Origin of the sequence: Janibacter limosus NBRC 16128 (assembly GCF_001570985.1) — a bacterium.
Lineage (GTDB): Bacteria > Actinomycetota > Actinomycetes > Actinomycetales > Dermatophilaceae > Janibacter > Janibacter limosus.
This window is the reverse complement of sequence record NZ_BCSS01000026.1, coordinates 1-15,538: the sequence shown is the minus strand read 5'-3', so window position 1 is coordinate 15,538 and position 15,538 is coordinate 1. Positions and strand designations below refer to the sequence as shown.

The 15,538-nt window shown below is 71.2% G+C and carries 20 protein-coding genes; 10 read left to right on the top strand and 10 right to left on the bottom strand.

Annotation, left to right across the window (positions count from 1 at the left end):
• The first annotated feature begins 22 nt into the window (after positions 1 to 22).
• From JLI01S_RS10695 to JLI01S_RS10680, 4 genes are read left to right on the top strand one after another with little or no spacing between them, the layout of a single operon-like run.
• Entirely contained in the window at positions 23 to 424 is a 402-nt protein-coding gene (locus JLI01S_RS10695) for a TOBE domain-containing protein (RefSeq protein ID WP_068264300.1), read from the top strand.
• On the top strand, positions 421 to 1,179 hold the full coding sequence (gene modA, locus JLI01S_RS10690) for a molybdate ABC transporter substrate-binding protein (protein ID WP_068264299.1): 759 nt from the start codon (positions 421 to 423) through the stop codon (positions 1,177 to 1,179). The genes JLI01S_RS10695 and modA overlap by 4 nt, the downstream gene beginning before the upstream one ends.
• Entirely contained in the window at positions 1,176 to 1,952 is a 777-nt protein-coding gene (locus tag JLI01S_RS10685; RefSeq protein ID WP_068264297.1) for an ABC transporter permease, read from the top strand. The genes modA and JLI01S_RS10685 overlap by 4 nt, the downstream gene beginning before the upstream one ends.
• Positions 1,949 to 3,007 (top strand): sulfate/molybdate ABC transporter ATP-binding protein, encoded by a 1,059-nt coding sequence (locus JLI01S_RS10680; protein WP_068264295.1) that lies wholly within the window; start codon positions 1,949 to 1,951, stop codon positions 3,005 to 3,007. The genes JLI01S_RS10685 and JLI01S_RS10680 overlap by 4 nt, the downstream gene beginning before the upstream one ends.
• Here the strand turns inward: JLI01S_RS10680 and JLI01S_RS10675 are convergent.
• Together JLI01S_RS10675 and JLI01S_RS10665 are read right to left on the bottom strand one after the other, a co-directional pair.
• On the bottom strand, positions 3,000 to 4,118 hold the full coding sequence (locus tag JLI01S_RS10675; RefSeq protein WP_157074918.1) for an LCP family protein: 1,119 nt from the start codon (positions 4,116 to 4,118) through the stop codon (positions 3,000 to 3,002). The genes JLI01S_RS10680 and JLI01S_RS10675 overlap by 8 nt on opposite strands.
• 20 nt (positions 4,119 to 4,138) lie before the next feature.
• On the bottom strand, positions 4,139 to 4,753 hold the full coding sequence (locus JLI01S_RS10665; protein ID WP_068264286.1) for a PepSY domain-containing protein: 615 nt from the start codon (positions 4,751 to 4,753) through the stop codon (positions 4,139 to 4,141).
• Between the two features lie 148 nt (positions 4,754 to 4,901).
• Here JLI01S_RS10665 and JLI01S_RS10660 point away from each other — a divergent pair, with 148 nt between their 5' ends.
• Positions 4,902 to 6,062 carry an acyl-CoA dehydrogenase family protein gene (locus JLI01S_RS10660; protein WP_068264369.1) on the top strand — a complete coding sequence of 387 codons (1,161 nt, stop codon included), beginning with the start codon at positions 4,902 to 4,904 and terminating at the stop codon, positions 6,060 to 6,062.
• Positions 6,063 to 6,071: 9 nt separating this feature from the next.
• Here JLI01S_RS10660 and JLI01S_RS10655 read toward each other — a convergent pair whose 3' ends face one another.
• Complete coding sequence (locus JLI01S_RS10655; protein ID WP_084349364.1) at positions 6,072 to 7,412, bottom strand: MFS transporter; 1,341 nt, start codon at positions 7,410 to 7,412, stop codon at positions 6,072 to 6,074.
• Positions 7,413 to 7,524: 112 nt separating this feature from the next.
• On the opposite strand from JLI01S_RS10655, the gene JLI01S_RS10650 reads away from it, so the two are divergent.
• The 4 genes from JLI01S_RS10650 to JLI01S_RS10635 all read left to right on the top strand — a co-directional run bounded on the left by JLI01S_RS10650 (position 7,525) and on the right by JLI01S_RS10635 (position 10,466).
• The gene (locus JLI01S_RS10650; protein ID WP_169797317.1) at positions 7,525 to 8,592 is read left to right on the top strand and encodes a thermonuclease family protein; all 1,068 of its coding nucleotides are present in this window, start codon (positions 7,525 to 7,527) and stop codon (positions 8,590 to 8,592) included.
• Positions 8,589 to 9,083, top strand: a complete 495-nt coding sequence (locus JLI01S_RS10645; protein ID WP_068264283.1) for a GNAT family N-acetyltransferase — start codon at positions 8,589 to 8,591, stop codon at positions 9,081 to 9,083. The genes JLI01S_RS10650 and JLI01S_RS10645 overlap by 4 nt, the downstream gene beginning before the upstream one ends.
• A gap of 82 nt (positions 9,084 to 9,165) precedes the next feature.
• Entirely contained in the window at positions 9,166 to 10,092 is a 927-nt protein-coding gene (locus tag JLI01S_RS10640; RefSeq protein WP_068264282.1) for a hypothetical protein, read from the top strand.
• Complete coding sequence (locus tag JLI01S_RS10635) at positions 10,089 to 10,466, top strand: GntR family transcriptional regulator (RefSeq protein ID WP_068264280.1); 378 nt, start codon at positions 10,089 to 10,091, stop codon at positions 10,464 to 10,466. The genes JLI01S_RS10640 and JLI01S_RS10635 overlap by 4 nt, the downstream gene beginning before the upstream one ends.
• Positions 10,467 to 10,472: 6 nt before the next feature.
• Here JLI01S_RS10635 and JLI01S_RS10630 read toward each other — a convergent pair whose 3' ends face one another.
• Genes JLI01S_RS10630 through JLI01S_RS10620 form a run of 3 tightly spaced genes read right to left on the bottom strand, consistent with a single transcriptional unit; the run spans position 10,473 to position 12,948 of the window.
• Positions 10,473 to 11,138 (bottom strand): class III extradiol ring-cleavage dioxygenase family protein, encoded by a 666-nt coding sequence (locus JLI01S_RS10630; protein ID WP_157074917.1) that lies wholly within the window; start codon positions 11,136 to 11,138, stop codon positions 10,473 to 10,475.
• The gene (folP, locus tag JLI01S_RS10625) at positions 11,135 to 11,995 is read right to left on the bottom strand and encodes a dihydropteroate synthase (RefSeq protein ID WP_068264277.1); all 861 of its coding nucleotides are present in this window, start codon (positions 11,993 to 11,995) and stop codon (positions 11,135 to 11,137) included. The genes JLI01S_RS10630 and folP overlap by 4 nt, the downstream gene beginning before the upstream one ends.
• A complete protein-coding gene (locus JLI01S_RS10620; protein ID WP_068264275.1) occupies positions 11,992 to 12,948 on the bottom strand; it encodes a glucosyl-3-phosphoglycerate synthase in 957 nt (318 codons plus the stop codon). The genes folP and JLI01S_RS10620 overlap by 4 nt, the downstream gene beginning before the upstream one ends.
• 71 nt (positions 12,949 to 13,019) lie before the next feature.
• On the opposite strand from JLI01S_RS10620, the gene JLI01S_RS10615 reads away from it, so the two are divergent.
• The gene (locus JLI01S_RS10615; RefSeq protein WP_157074916.1) at positions 13,020 to 13,436 is read left to right on the top strand and encodes a transporter substrate-binding domain-containing protein; all 417 of its coding nucleotides are present in this window, start codon (positions 13,020 to 13,022) and stop codon (positions 13,434 to 13,436) included.
• A 6-nt stretch (positions 13,437 to 13,442) separates the two neighbouring features.
• Here the strand turns inward: JLI01S_RS10615 and JLI01S_RS10610 are convergent, their stop codons facing one another.
• The 4 genes from JLI01S_RS10610 to JLI01S_RS10595 all read right to left on the bottom strand — a co-directional run bounded on the left by JLI01S_RS10610 (position 13,443) and on the right by JLI01S_RS10595 (position 15,376).
• Complete coding sequence (locus JLI01S_RS10610; protein WP_218005500.1) at positions 13,443 to 13,811, bottom strand: hypothetical protein; 369 nt, start codon at positions 13,809 to 13,811, stop codon at positions 13,443 to 13,445.
• A 2-nt stretch (positions 13,812 to 13,813) separates the two neighbouring features.
• The gene (locus tag JLI01S_RS17665) at positions 13,814 to 14,005 is read right to left on the bottom strand and encodes a type II toxin-antitoxin system HicA family toxin (RefSeq protein WP_068264365.1); all 192 of its coding nucleotides are present in this window, start codon (positions 14,003 to 14,005) and stop codon (positions 13,814 to 13,816) included.
• Positions 14,006 to 14,310: 305 nt separating this feature from the next.
• A complete protein-coding gene (locus JLI01S_RS10600; protein WP_068264269.1) occupies positions 14,311 to 14,541 on the bottom strand; it encodes a hypothetical protein in 231 nt (76 codons plus the stop codon).
• Between the two features lie 532 nt (positions 14,542 to 15,073).
• On the bottom strand, positions 15,074 to 15,376 hold the full coding sequence (locus tag JLI01S_RS10595; protein ID WP_068264267.1) for a DF family (seleno)protein: 303 nt from the start codon (positions 15,374 to 15,376) through the stop codon (positions 15,074 to 15,076).
• Positions 15,377 to 15,538 lie beyond the last annotated feature (162 nt).

The following is a 15,538-nucleotide window of genomic DNA, read 5'->3' as shown; positions in this document are numbered from 1 at the left end:
GTGCGACTGCTAGCCTTCTGAAATGGCGCAGATGCGAGTTTCAGACGCGGCGGAGTTGCTCGCGGTCTCCCCGGACACGGTCCGGCGCTGGATCGATGGCGGTCGCCTCGCCGCGACGAAGGGGGCGGGTCCCGTCCTCGTCGACGGCGCCGATCTCGCCCGCCTCGCCCAGGAGATCGCCCACCCGGCCCCAGTCGGACCCGTCACCGATGAGTCCGCCCGCAACCGGATGCGCGGCATCGTCACCGAGGTCCTGCGCGACGGGGTCATGGCGCAGGTGAGCCTGCAGGCGGGGCCCTTCCGCGTGGTCTCCCTGATGTCCCGCGAGGCCGCCGACGAGCTGGGCCTCGAGCCGGGCGTCGTCGCCGTGGCCTCGATCAAGTCCACCAATGTCGTCATCGGCACCCCGGGCAGCGCGACATGAGGCGCGCCCTCGCGACGACCTCGGTCACCGCCCTCGCACTGGCACTGTCCGCCTGCGGGTCGGGCCCGGACTCCGGCGACGGCGGGTCCACCACCCTGCGCGTCGCGGCGGCAGCGTCGCTCACCACGGCCTTCGAGGAGATCGCCCCCGCCTTCGAGGCCGAGCACGAGGGCGTCGAGGTCGAGCTGCAGTTCGCCGGTTCCTCGGACCTCGCCTCGCAGATCACCAACGGTGCGCAGCTCGACGTCTTCGCCTCAGCCGACGAGGCCACCATGGACACGGTCGCCGACGCGGTCCGGGGCGAGCCGGCGACCTTTGCCACCAACACCCTCACGATCATCACCGAGCCGGGCAACCCGCAGAAGATCACCGGCCTGGCGGACCTCGAGAGGTCCGACCTGGCCGTCGTCGTCTGCGCCCCGCAGGTCCCGTGCGGAGCCGCGACCCAGACGCTGATGGACCAGCAGGGCGTCACCCTGGACCCGGCGAGTGAGGAGTCCAAGGTGACCGATGTGCTCACCAAGGTCACCACGGGCGAGGCCGACGCCGGGCTCGTCTACGTCACGGACGCGACCGGAGCCGGGGACACGGTCGCGACCGTCGAGACCGCGGGCGCCGACCAGGTCGTCAACGCCTACCCGATCGCTGCTCTCAAGGACTCGGCCGCCACGGACGACGCGCAGGCCTTCGTCGACTACGTCACCGGCCCGGAGGGGCAGCAGGTCCTCGAGGCCCAGGGCTTCGGCGCCCCGTGAGACCCCCGCTCTGGCTGTGGCTCCCCGCGGCGGGGGCCATCCTCGTCGTCGTCGTCCCGCTCCTCGGGCTGATCTCCTCGGTCGACGTCGGCAGCCTCTGGCCGCTGCTGACCTCCGAGGCCTCGGTGACCGCGCTCCTGCTGTCGCTGCGCACCTCGGTCATCGCGACGGCGCTGTGCATCCTCCTCGGCGCCCCGCTCGCCCTGCTCCTGGCCCGCGGCAGCTGGCGCGGGCAGTCGGCCCTGCGGGCACTCGTGCTCGTCCCCCTCGTGCTGCCACCGGTCGTCGGTGGCCTGGCGCTGCTCACCACCTTTGGTCGGCGCGGTCTGCTCGGTGAGCACCTCGTCGCGGCGGGCCTGTCGATCTCCTACTCGACCACCGCGGTCGTCCTCGCGCAGACCTTCGTCGCGCTCCCCTTCCTCGTCCTGTCGCTGGAGGGGGCCGTCCGCGGGCTCGACCAGCGCCACGAGGAGGCGGCTGCCACGCTCGGGGCCAGTCCGTGGCGGCGCCTGACCCGCGTCACCCTGCCTCTCGTGGCGCCCGGCCTGCTGTCAGGATCGGTGCTCGCCTTCGCCCGGGCACTCGGGGAGTTCGGTGCGACGCTCACCTTCGCCGGGTCCGCGCAGGGTCGTACCCGCACGCTCCCGCTCGAGATCTATCTGCAGCGCGAGGTCGACCCGGACGCCGCGATCGCGTTGTCCCTCGTGCTCGTCGTCCTCGCCACGGTGATCGTCGGGTCGGTCTACGCGCGCACCACGCGGGCCGCCGCATGAGCCTGCAGGTGCGTGCCCGATGGGCCGAGCGGAGCCTGGACGTCGATCTCGACCTCTCCCCCGGCCGGCACGCGATCACCGGCCCCAACGGCGCCGGCAAGTCCTCACTGCTCTCGATCGTCGCCGGCCTGGCCCGGGCCGACTCCAGCCGGGTCGTCCTCGACGGACGCCCGCTCGACGACCTGCCGCCGCACCGGCGAGGCGTGGTCCTGATGTCGCAGGCCGGGCAGCTCTTTCCCCACCTGAGCGCGCGCGACAACGTCGCCTTCGGGCCGCGGAGCCATGGCCTGGGGCGCAGGGGGTCGCGCGCCGCCGCCGACCACTGGCTGGGCATCGTGGGCATGAGCGAGTTCGCCGACCGCCGACCCTCCCAGCTGTCCGGCGGGCAGGCCGCGCGCGTCGCCCTCGCTCGGGCGCTGGCGGCCGAGCCGGCCGCGCTGCTCCTGGACGAGCCGCTCGCGGCTCTGGATGTCGAGGCGACCCCTGCGATGCGGGCGGTGCTCTCTCGGGTGACCCACGAGCGCGAGGACCTGATCGTCCTGCTCGTCACCCACGACGTCCTCGACGTCCTCACCGTCGCCGACGGCCCGACCGACACGCTCACCGTGCTCGGTGAGCGGGTCGAGCACGGTCCGGTCCGTCAGGTGCTCGAGCACCCGCGCAGCGACTTCACGGCCGGGCTCGCAGGGGTCAACCTGCTGCGGGCGGAGGCCGTGCCGGGGGGCGGTGCGGTGGCATCCCTGCGAGGCGCCCACGCGGAGATCGCGACCGGCCCGCACGAGGTGACCGGGCCCTGCTGGGTGACCTTCGCGCCCGACGCGGTCTCGCTGCACCGCGACCACCCGGAGGGGTCACCACGCAATGTCTGGCAGGGGCGGGTCTCCCGGGTCGAGGCGCACGCCGGGCGGGTGCGCGTCTGGCTGGAGACCCCCTTCGCCATGAGCGCTGAGGTGACGCCCGCAGCGTTGGCGGCGCTCCCCCTGCGGCCCGGCGACGGTGTGTGGGTGTCGGTCAAGGCGAGCCAGGTGCGCGTCCACCCGGCCGGGGTCAGCTGAGACGGCCGTCCCGGAAGTCGCGGAAGGCCGCCGTGGACTCACCGTCGAGGCGCACGATCGACTGTCCCGACTGCATGCCCGTCGGGCCCTTGGCCACGGCGTGGCCGACCTTGGTCGGGCTGACCCGGTAGAAGGACGCGCTGAAGAGGAGCATCTCCTCCGCTGACAGGTCGCTGCTCGCGTGCTTGTCGATGACCGTGAGGGCCCTGGGCACCACGCTGGGCCCCGCGACCTTGGCCTGCACCGCGGCCGCCGCGAGGAGCAGGCCCTGGTTGCGGGAGCGATCGAAGTCGCCACCGGGCAGCGTCTTGCGCTCACGGGCCCAGGCCAGGGCGTTGTCCCCGGAGAGACGGTGACGTCCCTTGCCGATCGTGCCGCCGTCGAGGTGGGAGTTGAGCGCCTTGGGCGCGACGAAGTCCAGCCCGCCGAGCTCGTCGACCATCGCGGAGAAGCCCTTCATGCTCGTCACGACGTAGCCGTCGACGTCGATGCCGCTGATGCTCTCGACCGACGCGGCCTGGCCGTCCGGTCCGGCGAAGACCATCGAGGAGTTGAGCTTGCCGTGGCCGTGGCCGGGGATCGGCACCCACAGGTCGCGGGCGAAGCCCATCAGCCCCGCGCCGCCCGAGCCGTCGACACCGAGCAGCTGGATCGCGTCGGCCCGGGAGCGCTCCACGTCCTCACCGGGACGGGCATCGGAGCCGAGGACGAGGACGTGGCGGCTGCCCCCGAGATCGACCTTGCCTGCGCTGCCGAGGCTGGGCCACCAGCCACCGACGACCTTCCACGCAGTCTTGCCCTTGGGTCGCACGGCGAGGGTGACGTCATCGTCGGCGGTGACGACGGCGACCTTGGCCCCGCGCCACGTGCCGAGCTTCGCCGTCCCGTCCAGCTCGTGGTCCCCGTACTTCTTGGCCACGGCCGTGGTCAGCGCGGCGGGCGCCCCCGAGACGGTGGCCGTGCTCGTGGTCGACGACGAGCTGGCTGACGACGACGGGGAGGACGACGTGGCCGTGCCCTCCCCTTCGTCCGGGGTCGCGGTGCAGGCGGCGAGCGCCAGCGTGATCGCTGTGGTGGTCGCGGCGGTGCGGATGGCGAAGGGAGGTCTCACCCCTCCACCGTAGGTGCGGGTCAGTCGTCCTGCTCGAGGGTGGCCTTGCCCGTGGTGACGTCGACGAGGACGTCGGTGTCGTCACCGGAGACGTCGATGCTGATCTTCCAGAAGTGCGTGCCGCCCTCCTCCTCGAGCTCTGCCTCGTCAAAGGTGCCGTCGACCTTCTCCAGCGCAGCCTCGATGGCCTGCGGAAGGTCGATCTTGGCCGCCTTGAGGCCGGCGCGGTCGTCGTCATCGAGGTCGTCCTCGTCACCGGCGGTCGCCGTGCCGTCCTTGGCGACATCGACCTCGACGCTCTTGGCCCCCTTCGCGACGTCGATCTCCCAGGCGCCGTCGTCGTCCTGGTCGTCGACCTCGTAGGCGGTGCCTCCGCCCTCCTTCTCCGCGGCGGCGATGGCAGCCAGCACCGGGTCGCTGGCCGGGCTGGCGGAGGACGTCGTCGACGTGCTGGACGCGGAGCCCGACGGGGTGGAGGAGCCGGACGAGGCGGTCGACGACGCGGACGGTGTGTCGCCGGAGCGTTGGGTGCGGGACTCTGCGGGGCCGGCCGGGTCGTCGGCGTTGCCGCAGGCGGTCAGCCCGAGCAGGGCTGCGGACATGAGGGCGAGGAGGGCGCTGCGTGAGGTCTTCATGCCCCTAGTCCTACCCACTTCCCCTGCGAATCACCATGCAGATCGGCCTTTTTGAAGAAACCCTCACGCAGTCCTCACCGGTCCCTCATCCGACAGCTCTTCCCGAGGGTCATGACGCGCGCCCCGTCGGGCTCGTAGAGTGCTCGGCATGCCAGCAACCAGGCTCATGCCCACCGAGATCGGCGACGACCTCATCGAGCTCACCCGATCGATCTGCGACAAGTCCCTGCGACCGCAGGTCGACGAGGTCGAGGCGCGCGCCGCGACGGAGGAGGTCTTCCCCCGCGAGGTCTTCCGCACCCTCGGCCGCGCCGGTCTGCTGTCGCTGCCCTACCCGGAGGAGCTCGGCGGGGGAGGCCAGCCCTACGAGGTCTACCTGCAGGTCGTCGAGGAGATCGCCTCCGCATGGGGAGCTGTCGGGGTCGGTGTCTCGGTGCACTCCCTCACGGCCTACGCCGTGCACACCTTCGGCACGCCCGAGCAGCAGGAGGCGCTGCTGCCGGACATGCTGTCCGGGGAGACGCTCGGCGCCTATGCCCTCTCCGAGCCGCTGGCCGGCTCGGACATCGCGGCGATGACCACCCGCGCGACGCAGGACGGCGAGGGCTGGCGCATCCGGGGTCGCAAGGCATGGATCTCGCACGCCGGCCACGCCGACTACTACACGACCTTCGCCCGGACCAGCGATGACGGCGGCCGTGGGGTCAGCTGCTTCGTCGTGCCGGGCAACACTGCGGGACTCTCCTACGGCGCACCGGAGAAGAAGATGGGCCTGCACGGGGACACCGTGCGTGAGGTGATCTACGACGACGTGGCCGTCTCCGGAGACCGGCAGATCGGAGACCTGGGGCGTGGCGTGCCGATGGCTCTCGCGGGCCTCGACGCTGGTCGTCTGGGCATCGCCGCCGTCGCCACCGGGCTGGCCCAGGCCGCGCTCGATGTCGCGGCGAAGTACGCCAACGAACGTGAGCAGTTCGGCCGGACGATCGCGAGCAACCAGGGCCTGGCCTTCCTACTGGCCGACATGGAGGCTGCGGTCACCAGCGCCAGGGCGACCTATCTCCACGCTGCCCGGCTGCGGGACGCGGGCCGCCCCTATGGCAAGGAGGCCGCGGTCGCCAAGCTCATCGCGACCGACGCCTCCATGCAGGTGACGACCGACGCGATCCAGGTGCTCGGCGGCGCGGGGTACACGCAGGACTTCCCGGTGGAGCGCTACTTCCGTGAGGCCAAGGTGACGCAGATCTTCGAGGGGACCAACCAGATCCAGCGACTGGTGATCTCGCGCCACCTGCTCGCTGGCCTCTGACCCCCTCCGTCAGTCCTCGTGGTCCCGGGAGATCCCGGGCAGCAGCGCGTCGCCGTCACGCAGCGCCTCCATGGCACCGGGGCTGCGCGACACCCGCTCGAGGCTGCGCTGGCGGTAGCGCAGGATCATCCACGCGCCGAAGCCCCACATGAGGAACTGCACGCTCATCGCGATCCGGAAGTCATTGAGCGTGTAGGTCTCCGGGCCGCCGGGTGCCAGTCGGTCGAGGACGAGGCCGATGAGGGCCATCGTCACCAGCGACGCGACGAAGCCACCCATGTTGACCACACCGGACGCCCGCCCGTAGCGCTCGCTGCGGTGGAAGCTGCGGGCCAGGTCGAAGGCGATCATCGAGCCCGGGCCACCGACCGCGGTGACCGCGACGAGGATGACGAGCAGCCACAGCGGGGACGGGCCCGGCATGACCAGCACGATCGCCCAGACGAGGGCGATCGCGCCGACGACACTCAGCGCCATGACGGAGCGGTAGTAGGGGTGGCGGCCGGTCCATCGACCGATGGTCGGCCCGGCGATGAGCGCGACGAAGGTCATCAGGGTGAGCAGTGTGGACGCCTGTGTCGGGCTCAGCCCCTGCCCCGAGACGAGGAAGGGGTAGCCCCACAGGAGCGCGAAGACGGTCGGCGCGAACTGGGCGGTGAAGTGCACCGAGAGGCCCAGCCGGGTGCCCGGGTCGCGCCAGACCTCGGTGAGGCTCTCGCGAAGGGCGCGGATCTTGATCCGCTCGACGGCGCCCCTCTCGTAGGGCGAGTCCTTGATGAGCAGGACCACGCCGATGAGCAGGAAGAGGCCCAGCGAGGCGGCGATCGTGTAGGTGCGGGTCCAGCCCCAGCTGTGCAGGGCCGCGCTCAGCGGGACGGCCGCGGCGACCGCGCCCATCTGCCCGATCATCCCGGTGACCTGGGTGATGACCGGCGCCTGACGCACGAGGAACCACAGGGCGACCAGTCGCAGCAGCGAGGTGAAGACCATCGCGTCGCCGGCACCGATGAGAGCGCGGGCCGCGAGACCGCTCTGGAAGCTCTCGGCGTAGGAGAACCACAGCTGGCCCGCCGTCATGCAGACCAGGCCGCTGGCGATGAGGGCCTTGGAGCCGAAGCGGTCGAGGAGCACCCCGACGGGGACCTGCATGCCCGCGTAGACGGCCAGCTGCAGCACGGTGAAGGTGGCCAGCTGGCTGGCGTTGATGCCGAACCGGTCGGCGGCGAGGAGTCCCGCGACGCCCAGCGAGGTGCGGTGGAAGACGGCGAGGACATAGACCGCCAGTCCCATGCCCCAGATGGCATAGGCGCGGCGGCGTCCGATGTTGTGCAGCTGGACGGTCCCGGTCACTGGATAGATGATACGAATCGCTGCAGGGAACAGACAATCCTCGTTCCGCGCAACGGACCGACGACTCCATACCCCCGGCCCGCTGCCCTGGGTGGCGCGCTATCTTTCGGCCATGCCCAGCCTCACGAGTGTCATCACCGCGTCGGTCGCGACCGCCGCCGTCGGCGTCGCAGGCGTGTCCGGGCTCGTCGTGATCGGAGTCACGGCAGGCGACCAGGCGACGGTGGTCAAGATCGTCGACGGCGACACCATCGACGTGCGCTATGACGGCGCGGAGCACCGCGTGCGCTTGCTCAACATCGACACCCCCGAGATGGGCGGCAAGACGAAAGACGCCGAGTGTCTCGCGCCCGAGGCGAAACGCTATGTGCAGGAGCGGATCCCGGTCGGGTCGGGCGTCCGACTCATGTGGGACCGCGACCACGACGACTCATATGGGCGCCAGCTACGTGGAGTGTTCAGCGACGGCCTCGTCAACGCTGACATCGTTCGCAACGGCTTGGCCGTCCCGATGCACATCGACCCCAATGAGAGGTACAAAGACGACATCGACGAGGCCTTCGCAGAAGCATCGGCCAGCAAGCGGGGATTCTTCGATCCCTCACAGGAGTGCGCCGTCGCCGCCCGGACCGAGCGGGTGGACGCTGCGACCGCGGCAGGCGACATGACGACCGCGCGTGGAGAGGCCGCGGCCCTGCTCATCCTGCTCGACGACCCCGACAGCTTTGCCGCTCGGGCCTTGGGTCCCTCCAGCCGGGCCGAGGCCATGACGCACCTCAAAAGCGTCTTCCACAGGCCGGCCACGTCGACAGCGAAGAAGACGACGAAGCCACGGCGTCCGAAGACGCGGACCTCGACCCCTGACCACTCCAGGGCGCCCAAGCCCTCGCGCAAGCCGAAACCGAAGCCCGCGCCGACTGCCACGGTGACCACCACGACCCCACTCACCACGCCAACGCCAGCCCCGTCGCGGACCCAGGCACCACCCCCTCCGGCCCGCACGACGCCACCGCCCCCTTCGTCGACATACACGCCACCCCCGCCGCCGCGATCGACGAGCACCCCAGCGCCGCCACCCCCCGCCAGCACCCGTCCCAACAACGCCGCCCCGTGCCGGAGCTACGCCCCGGGCGGCAAGACCTTCACGTACATCGACTGCGACACCCGGCAGCCGCTGTGAGCACCCCGTCCGGCGGCGCCCAGCGCCTCGCCACCGAGGGTGGTGAGTACACGGTCGTCCGCGCCACCCGTGATGACGTGCGGGACATCGTGGGCCTGCTGCGCGACGACGAGATCGGGGCGGGCCGCGAAGGCGTCGACCTCGCCCCGTACCTCGCCGCCTTCGACGAGGTCGACGCCGACCCGCAGCAGCTCTTGGCGATCGTCCGGGACGAAGGGGGCGCTGCCGCCGGCACCCTGCAACTCACCTTCGTCCCCGGCCTGTCACGCGGGGGCGCGAAGCGCCTGATCGTCGAGGGGGTGCGCGTCCACTCGCGCACGCGCGGCAGCGGCCTGGGCGCGGCGCTCATGGAGTGGGCCCACGGGCAGGGCCGTTCGCGCGGGGTGACGCTCGTGCAGCTGACGAGCGACAAGCGTCGAGGCGATGCGCACCGCTTCTACGAGCGACTGGGCTACGAGGCCACCCACGAGGGCTTCAAGCTCGAGCTCTGATCTTTTGTGTCGCCACCTTGACACAACCGGCGGCCAGGAGGACGCTTCACTTGTCCCAACCATCTGACACATAGGTGCAGCCATGAGCACGGCCCTCATCCTCCCCTTCGTCCTGTCCGTCGGGTTGCTCGTGGCCGTCGTCGCCGCCCTGCTCACCCGTCGACGCACCTCGACCGTCGGCATCAACGAGCACGTCGACCTCCTGAGCTACGCGCGCCGAGCCCGCACCTGGCGCCTCGCGTCCCTGGCGCTGGCCGTCGTGGCCTGCCTGGCCATCCCGACGCTGGGGGTCGGCGGGACGGACGCCGCCCCGGCGGTCGTCCCGGCACTGGCGGGGACTCTGGTCGTCGCGGTCATCGGCGTGGGCGAGGCGACCTTCCGTCGACCGATGACGATCACCCGCAGCGCCGTCCTGCGACCGCGCCGCGTCGGCGACCTCGTGCCGTGGGGATGGCTCACGTCCGCCGCGGCGGCGCTCGCCGGGCTCGCCGCGACCCTCGGCATCGGCACGCTGTACGGCAGTCCCGACGACCTGGGCCGCGCGGGGCGGGCGATCAGCGTGGTGTGCGACGGAGCGACCCTCACCCGCACCCCATGGCCGGGGAGCCACTACGGAGTGCCCATCGCGTTCGCGACCATCGTCAGCGTCGTGCTCGCCGTGATCGCGTGCGGGGTCATCGCCCGCCGACCGAGCCCGGCCGCCGAGAGCACCGAGGTCGACACCGCGCTGCGCCGCTGGTCGATCGCCGGCGTCCTGCAGACGCTCACCCTCGTGGCGTGCGTGACGCTCGTGCCGGTGCTGCTCCTCATGACACTGGGCGCCCGTGCCTCCGACTGCGCCCCCGGCGGGTACGGACTCCTCGCCCAGCTTTCGCTCCTGGGCGCGGTCGCGGCGGGCATCCTCGGCATCGCCGCCTGTGCGGGGTTGTGCACCGGGCCCGGGGTGAAGGTCGACGACATCCCGCCACCGTCGCGCGGTGACGCCACCGCCGTGGGGGTGCCGCTGTGAGCACGGCCGTGACGATCGACCTCGTCGACCCGACCCCGCCCTATGAGCAGGTGCGTCGCCAGCTGACGACATTCATCGAGACGGGACAGCTGCAGCCGGGCGACCGGCTCCCTTCGGTCCGGCAGCTCGCGAGCGATCTCGGTCTGGCCGCAGGCACCGTCGCCCGGGCGTACAAGGAGCTCGAGGGGTCCGGGCTCGTCACGACACGCCGCGGCGCAGGCACCCGCGTCGCACCACGGCCGGAGTCGGCGAGCCCAGCCGCGGTCACGCTCCTCGAGGATGCCGCTGAGTCCTACCTCGCGCGCGCCGCCACCCTGGGTGCGACGCCCGAGCAGGCGGCCCTGGCCTTGGAGCGGGTGACCAAGCGGCGCTGACCCGAGTCAGGTCCAGCGGGCCAGGAGGTACTGCACGCCGAAGGGGGCCTCCTCGGACACGAGATCGCCCCGCAGACCCGGTGCCGCGGCCGCGAGCACCTGCAGCGCCGGTCGGCCGCGCATCCACAGCCGGTCACAGGTCGCGGGGTCGAGCGCCGCGAGCGCCGGGGTGTCCCCTGCTGCCAGCGCGTCAGCCAGCTCCAGCGCGAAGGGGGTGGCGTCCGGCTGCAGGTGTCCCGGCGCCTTGTCGGTGAGCGTCGCGGGACCGTCGGCAACGCACACGAGCAGCGTCGAGGGGCCGTCACGCAGCTCGTGACCCAGCCGGGCGCACTCCTGCGGCGTCGCGTCGGCCGCGATCGAGTGCAGGACCAGTTCGCCCCCTCCAGAGGGGGCGAACATCCGACCGATCTCGACGTCCGCGGGCAGACCACCCTCCGGGACGACCCCCGTGGTGAATCGGGCAGCGCCGGATGGCGCATCCGTCGGCCAGGTCCGGGTCGATTGCCCCGCGCCGATCACGACGACTCGGGCGCCCCCCTTCGTCACGGCGCTGGTGTCAGCGACGAGCTGGCGGGCCCGCTCACGCAGGTCGCCCAGCGGGTCGTCGGCACCCCCGATCCCGGGCAGGAGTGCCGGGGCAGCCGGGACGACGACAGCGGCGATCACACTCATGCCAGACCTCGGATCGTGCGGGCCGGCGGACGTTCGCCGCGCAGCGTGGCCACCATGTCGAGGACCTGCCGCGTCTCGTCGACCTCGTGCACCCGGTAGATCCGCGCCCCGAGCCACGCGGACACGGCGGTCGTGGCGAGGGTGCCGATGAGTCGCTGGTCGACGGGCTTGTCGAGGGTCTCGCCGACGAAGTCCTTGTTGGACAGGGAGACCAGCACCGGCCAACCGGTGTCGACCATCTCGTCGAGGCGGCGGGTGACCTCGAGGGTGTGGTGGGTGTTCTTGCCGAAGTCGTGGGCCGGGTCGATGACGATCGACTCCCGCGCGATGCCGGCCGTGAGCGCCCGCTCGGCGTACCCGAGGACGCCGTCGAGGACCTCGGTCATGATGTCCCGCTCGAAGCCGGTGCGGAAGGGGCGGGTGCGCGGCTCCACGCCACCGGTGTGCGTGCAGATGATGGCCACGTCGTGCCGGGCCGCCACGTCGACGAGCGTCGGGTCAGCGCCACCCCAGGCGTCGTTGAGCACGTCCGCGCCTGCGGCACAGACGGCTTCGCCGACCTCCGCCCGCCACGTGTCGACGGAGATGACGAGCTGCGGGTGGGCCGCGCGCACGCGAGCGACGAGCCCGACGACGCGGTCGATCTCCTCGGCGATGTCGACCTCGCCCCCGGGGGCTGCCTTGACGCCACCGATGTCGACGATGTCCGCGCCCTGCTCGACGACGAGGTCGACGCGCTCCATCGCCTTGTCCTCGGCGAAGGTCGCTCCCTTGTCGTAGAACGAGTCGGGCGTGCGGTTGACGATCGCCATGACGAGCCTGGCGTCGTCGGCGAAGGCGTGTCGGCCGAGCCTCATGAGACTCCCTCGGAGTAGCCGGTCTGGGTCATGGCCGGGGGCCGCTGGACGAGCGGGACCGGCCGGGTGCGCCAGCCGCCGTCACGGGTGAACTGCTGCAGCTCGTCGGCGACGACGTCGAGGTCCTGCGGCTCGCCGTCCCGGCGGGCGTACACGACGGCGAGCAGCTCCGCGGCCATGACCGCGAGGTCGTGGTCCTTTTGGTGGTGGTGGGCTCGGGCACCGAGGTCGACCTGGGCGATCGCCCCGAGCCCGAGCCTGCGGTGGGTGTCGATGAGGGAGGCGATCTCGACGCCGTAGCCGGTGGGCACGGTGAGCGACTCCATGAGGGCCCGCCGGGCCGCCCACTCGCCGGCGAGCGGCTGGACGACGCCCGCCAGGTCAGGCCACCACAGGTCGAGCACCGGGCGCGCGACGAGCTCGGTGACCCGGCCGCCTTCGGTGCTCGGGGACTGGCCGGGCACATCGAGGACGCGGTCGTACCAGCCCTTGACGAGCACCGTGGCGGGGTCGACGGTCAGCGCGCCGACGAGGCCGGTGACGAAGTGCGGCCCCCACTCGGTGAGGTCGGCATCGACGAAGACGAGCAGCTCGCCCGAGGTGACGAAGAGGGACTTCCACAGCGCCTCCCCCTTGCCGGGGTGGCTGCCGAGGTGCGGTGCGATCTCGTCGGACCGGTGGACCGTGGCACCCGCGTCAGCGGCGATGGCCGACGTGTCATCACTGGAGTCGGAGTCGACGACGACGAGCTCACTGACGAGCGGCACCCGCTCGACGAGCTCGCGGCGCAGGCCGCTGACGACGTCCCCGACGGTCGCGGCCTCGTTGCGGGCCGGGATGACGACGGTGACCCGCTCCCCCTTCGCCTCGAGACGCTCGACGAGGTCTGCGGCGTCGAAGTCCCCATGGACGTGGCTGTGCCTGGCGAGCCATTCACGGGTCGGAGCGCGCATGCAAGGGGACCTCTCGACGAGACGGGGACCGCGACGGCCCCTGCCCATCGTAGGCAGGCATCATGGGGGCCATGCGTCGACTCCTCGCACTGGCACTGCTGCCACTCCTCCTCGTGGCGACCGCCTGCTCGGATCCCGGCTCGGCCCTGTCCCGCGCCGAGAGCACGGGGATCCTCAATGTCGGCGTCGTCAACAACCCACCTCTGACCGTCCCCGCTGACAGCGGCGACGTGACGGGTCCGGCCGCGGACATGATCACCGGCTACGCCGACTCCATCGACGCCCACCCGAGCTGGCAGGTCGGCGAGCTGGAAGCGCTGGCGGCCGCGGTGGACCGCGGCGAGGTCGACGTGATCATCGGTGCCGGCAGCCCGACGAAGGGGGTCACCGCCACCTCCTCGTCCGCGACCGGCGGCGTCGTGCTCGTGGGTGAGCAGGAGCAGCCGCTGAAGGACTCGATCAACGCGTGGCTGGCCAACCAGGGCTGAGTCCGGTCAGGCGCGGGCGCCCTGCGACACACGTTGGGGTGAGATCTCCAGCAGAGTGGCGGCATCCCGCACCGTCAGCCCCTCATCCAGGACGTCGGCCACGGCTCGAGACAGCTGACGGGTCGCGGACTCACGCAGGAGCTCGGACTCACGACGAAGACGGATCGCCTCGTCGACGTCCTTTTGGACGTCCGGACGAAGAGTCGCTCGCAAGGTCACCTCCACATCGCCGGCATCGATACCGGTCATGGTCGCCACGGCATCTGCGGCCATGGCCGCTGCCTGATCCAGAGGCTTCCCCTGGGTGAAGACGCCGGGCACCACGGGGACGTGAACCGCCCACCAGCCCCCGGAGCGCACGACCTGCGCGGTCACCTTCACTGTCCGACTCCCATCTGCTTCAGGACCGCTCTCGCCGTGCGCTCGTTGATCTCGCTGTGGCGAGGACTCACCGTCGTCCGCACGCCGATGCTCACCTTGGTGTGGCTACCGCCCTCACGGGTCACCAGTTCGACACCTTGTCGCTTCGCTTGCGCGCGCAGCGCCTTGAGTACGTCCCTGCGCCTCATCACGACATGTCCAGTCAGGTCGACAGATCAAGACAAGAGGACTAGACAGCAACCCGCCCCTCTCCGACGAACATGGAGCCGTGCCGCTATTGGGCCACGAGGCAGGCCACCGGCGTGGACAATTGCAGATGAAGCCAGAGGCTTGTGGACGGGCGCCGCGTTGGCTGGGCGCGATCCATGTCAGCTCAGTGAAGAGATGCCGGGTGGTCAGATCCAGGTCCGCCAGCGCGGTGCTTGGAGTGGGCCCGCGGTCGATGGCCCACGCACGACGGCGTGGACCGTGGCAGCCGCCTCTCGCAGGGCCGTCATGGCATCACGAACTGCGCCCCAGTGGAGACGATGTCCTCGACGACCGCCACCTGGCGTCCGACCACCTCGGCGCCTCGGCCGACCCGGCGCAGCAGCTGCGGGCCGGACTCGAAGAGTTGCTTGTCGAAGTAGTCCCCAGCAATCCGGCCGCAGCGCAGCTTGAGGGTGCCGGTCAGGTGACACGTGGCGTCGATGTCGCGGGCAAGCTCAGACAGAGAGTCGGCCACCCTCGCATCGTGCCAGCGCCGCGTCAGTTGGTTTCGAGGCTGCGTCGCTGGCGCTCCTCGCACCTCAGCCATCGTGAAGAGCTGGCGAAGGGACTTGAACCCTCAACCCCCTGTTTCCCTCTGGCACTTTTCGGCCTGATGCTCTTGGGCTGCTTCTCCCCCGGCTTTCCGGGCTTCTCGGCGTGCGCTCGGTGCTTCGGCTCGGGCTGGCTGGGGAGATCTCGGGACCAAAGTGGAGGTGAAAGTGGAGGGCTGGCCGGATCTAGCCGCCGACCCTGTAGCGGAGCAGAGGAGCCTGCCGGAGTGGCCGGGTCAAGGGTGGACGGAGTCCATCACGCAGTGACGCGGAGCGCCCTTGATGTGGTCCGGAGGTGGGCGGAGAGTGAAGCGGAGGGTCGGAGGCGTGAGGGTGACGTGATCGCACGGCTGCGTGTCCACCCATCTGCACTTCTGGACCACCCACCGTGCTCACGTCGTTGCTGCGAGCCGGCAGGGCGATCTGGGTTGCAGTTCCGTCGACCTTTCGGTGGCGCTATGTCCCGGACAGGACCTGGACTAACTGGTCCACTGTGGGAGAACCCTGCACACCGTCTGGTGTCCGATACAGCCGGCACGAGAGTCCCACTGGCGCGTCTGGTTCGGCGAAGCGGTCCTGACCGTCGACAAGGATCGACGGCGAGCCGCGAAAGCTCCACTCGTCAGCTTGCTCCGGTGTGGTCACCAGGATCTTCTCTACGTCGACGTGGACGCCCAGGGCTTCAAGCGCCTCACCGAGGCGGCCGTCGGCCAGCTCCCAGTGCGGGCAGCCATCGAAGTAGAGGAGTTGGACGCGCATGCCGCCACTTTAGGTGCCACGCGACGGCAGTGACGTAGCCGTCTTGGCGAAGGGAGCGACGCTCGGGATGAGGTCCTGGCCGTCGCTCCCTTTGTTGTGCCGGTGGGGTCGAGGTCCGCCGCCGCGCCCGGAACGGCCGCAGGCCGCACGCCCGGCACGGCG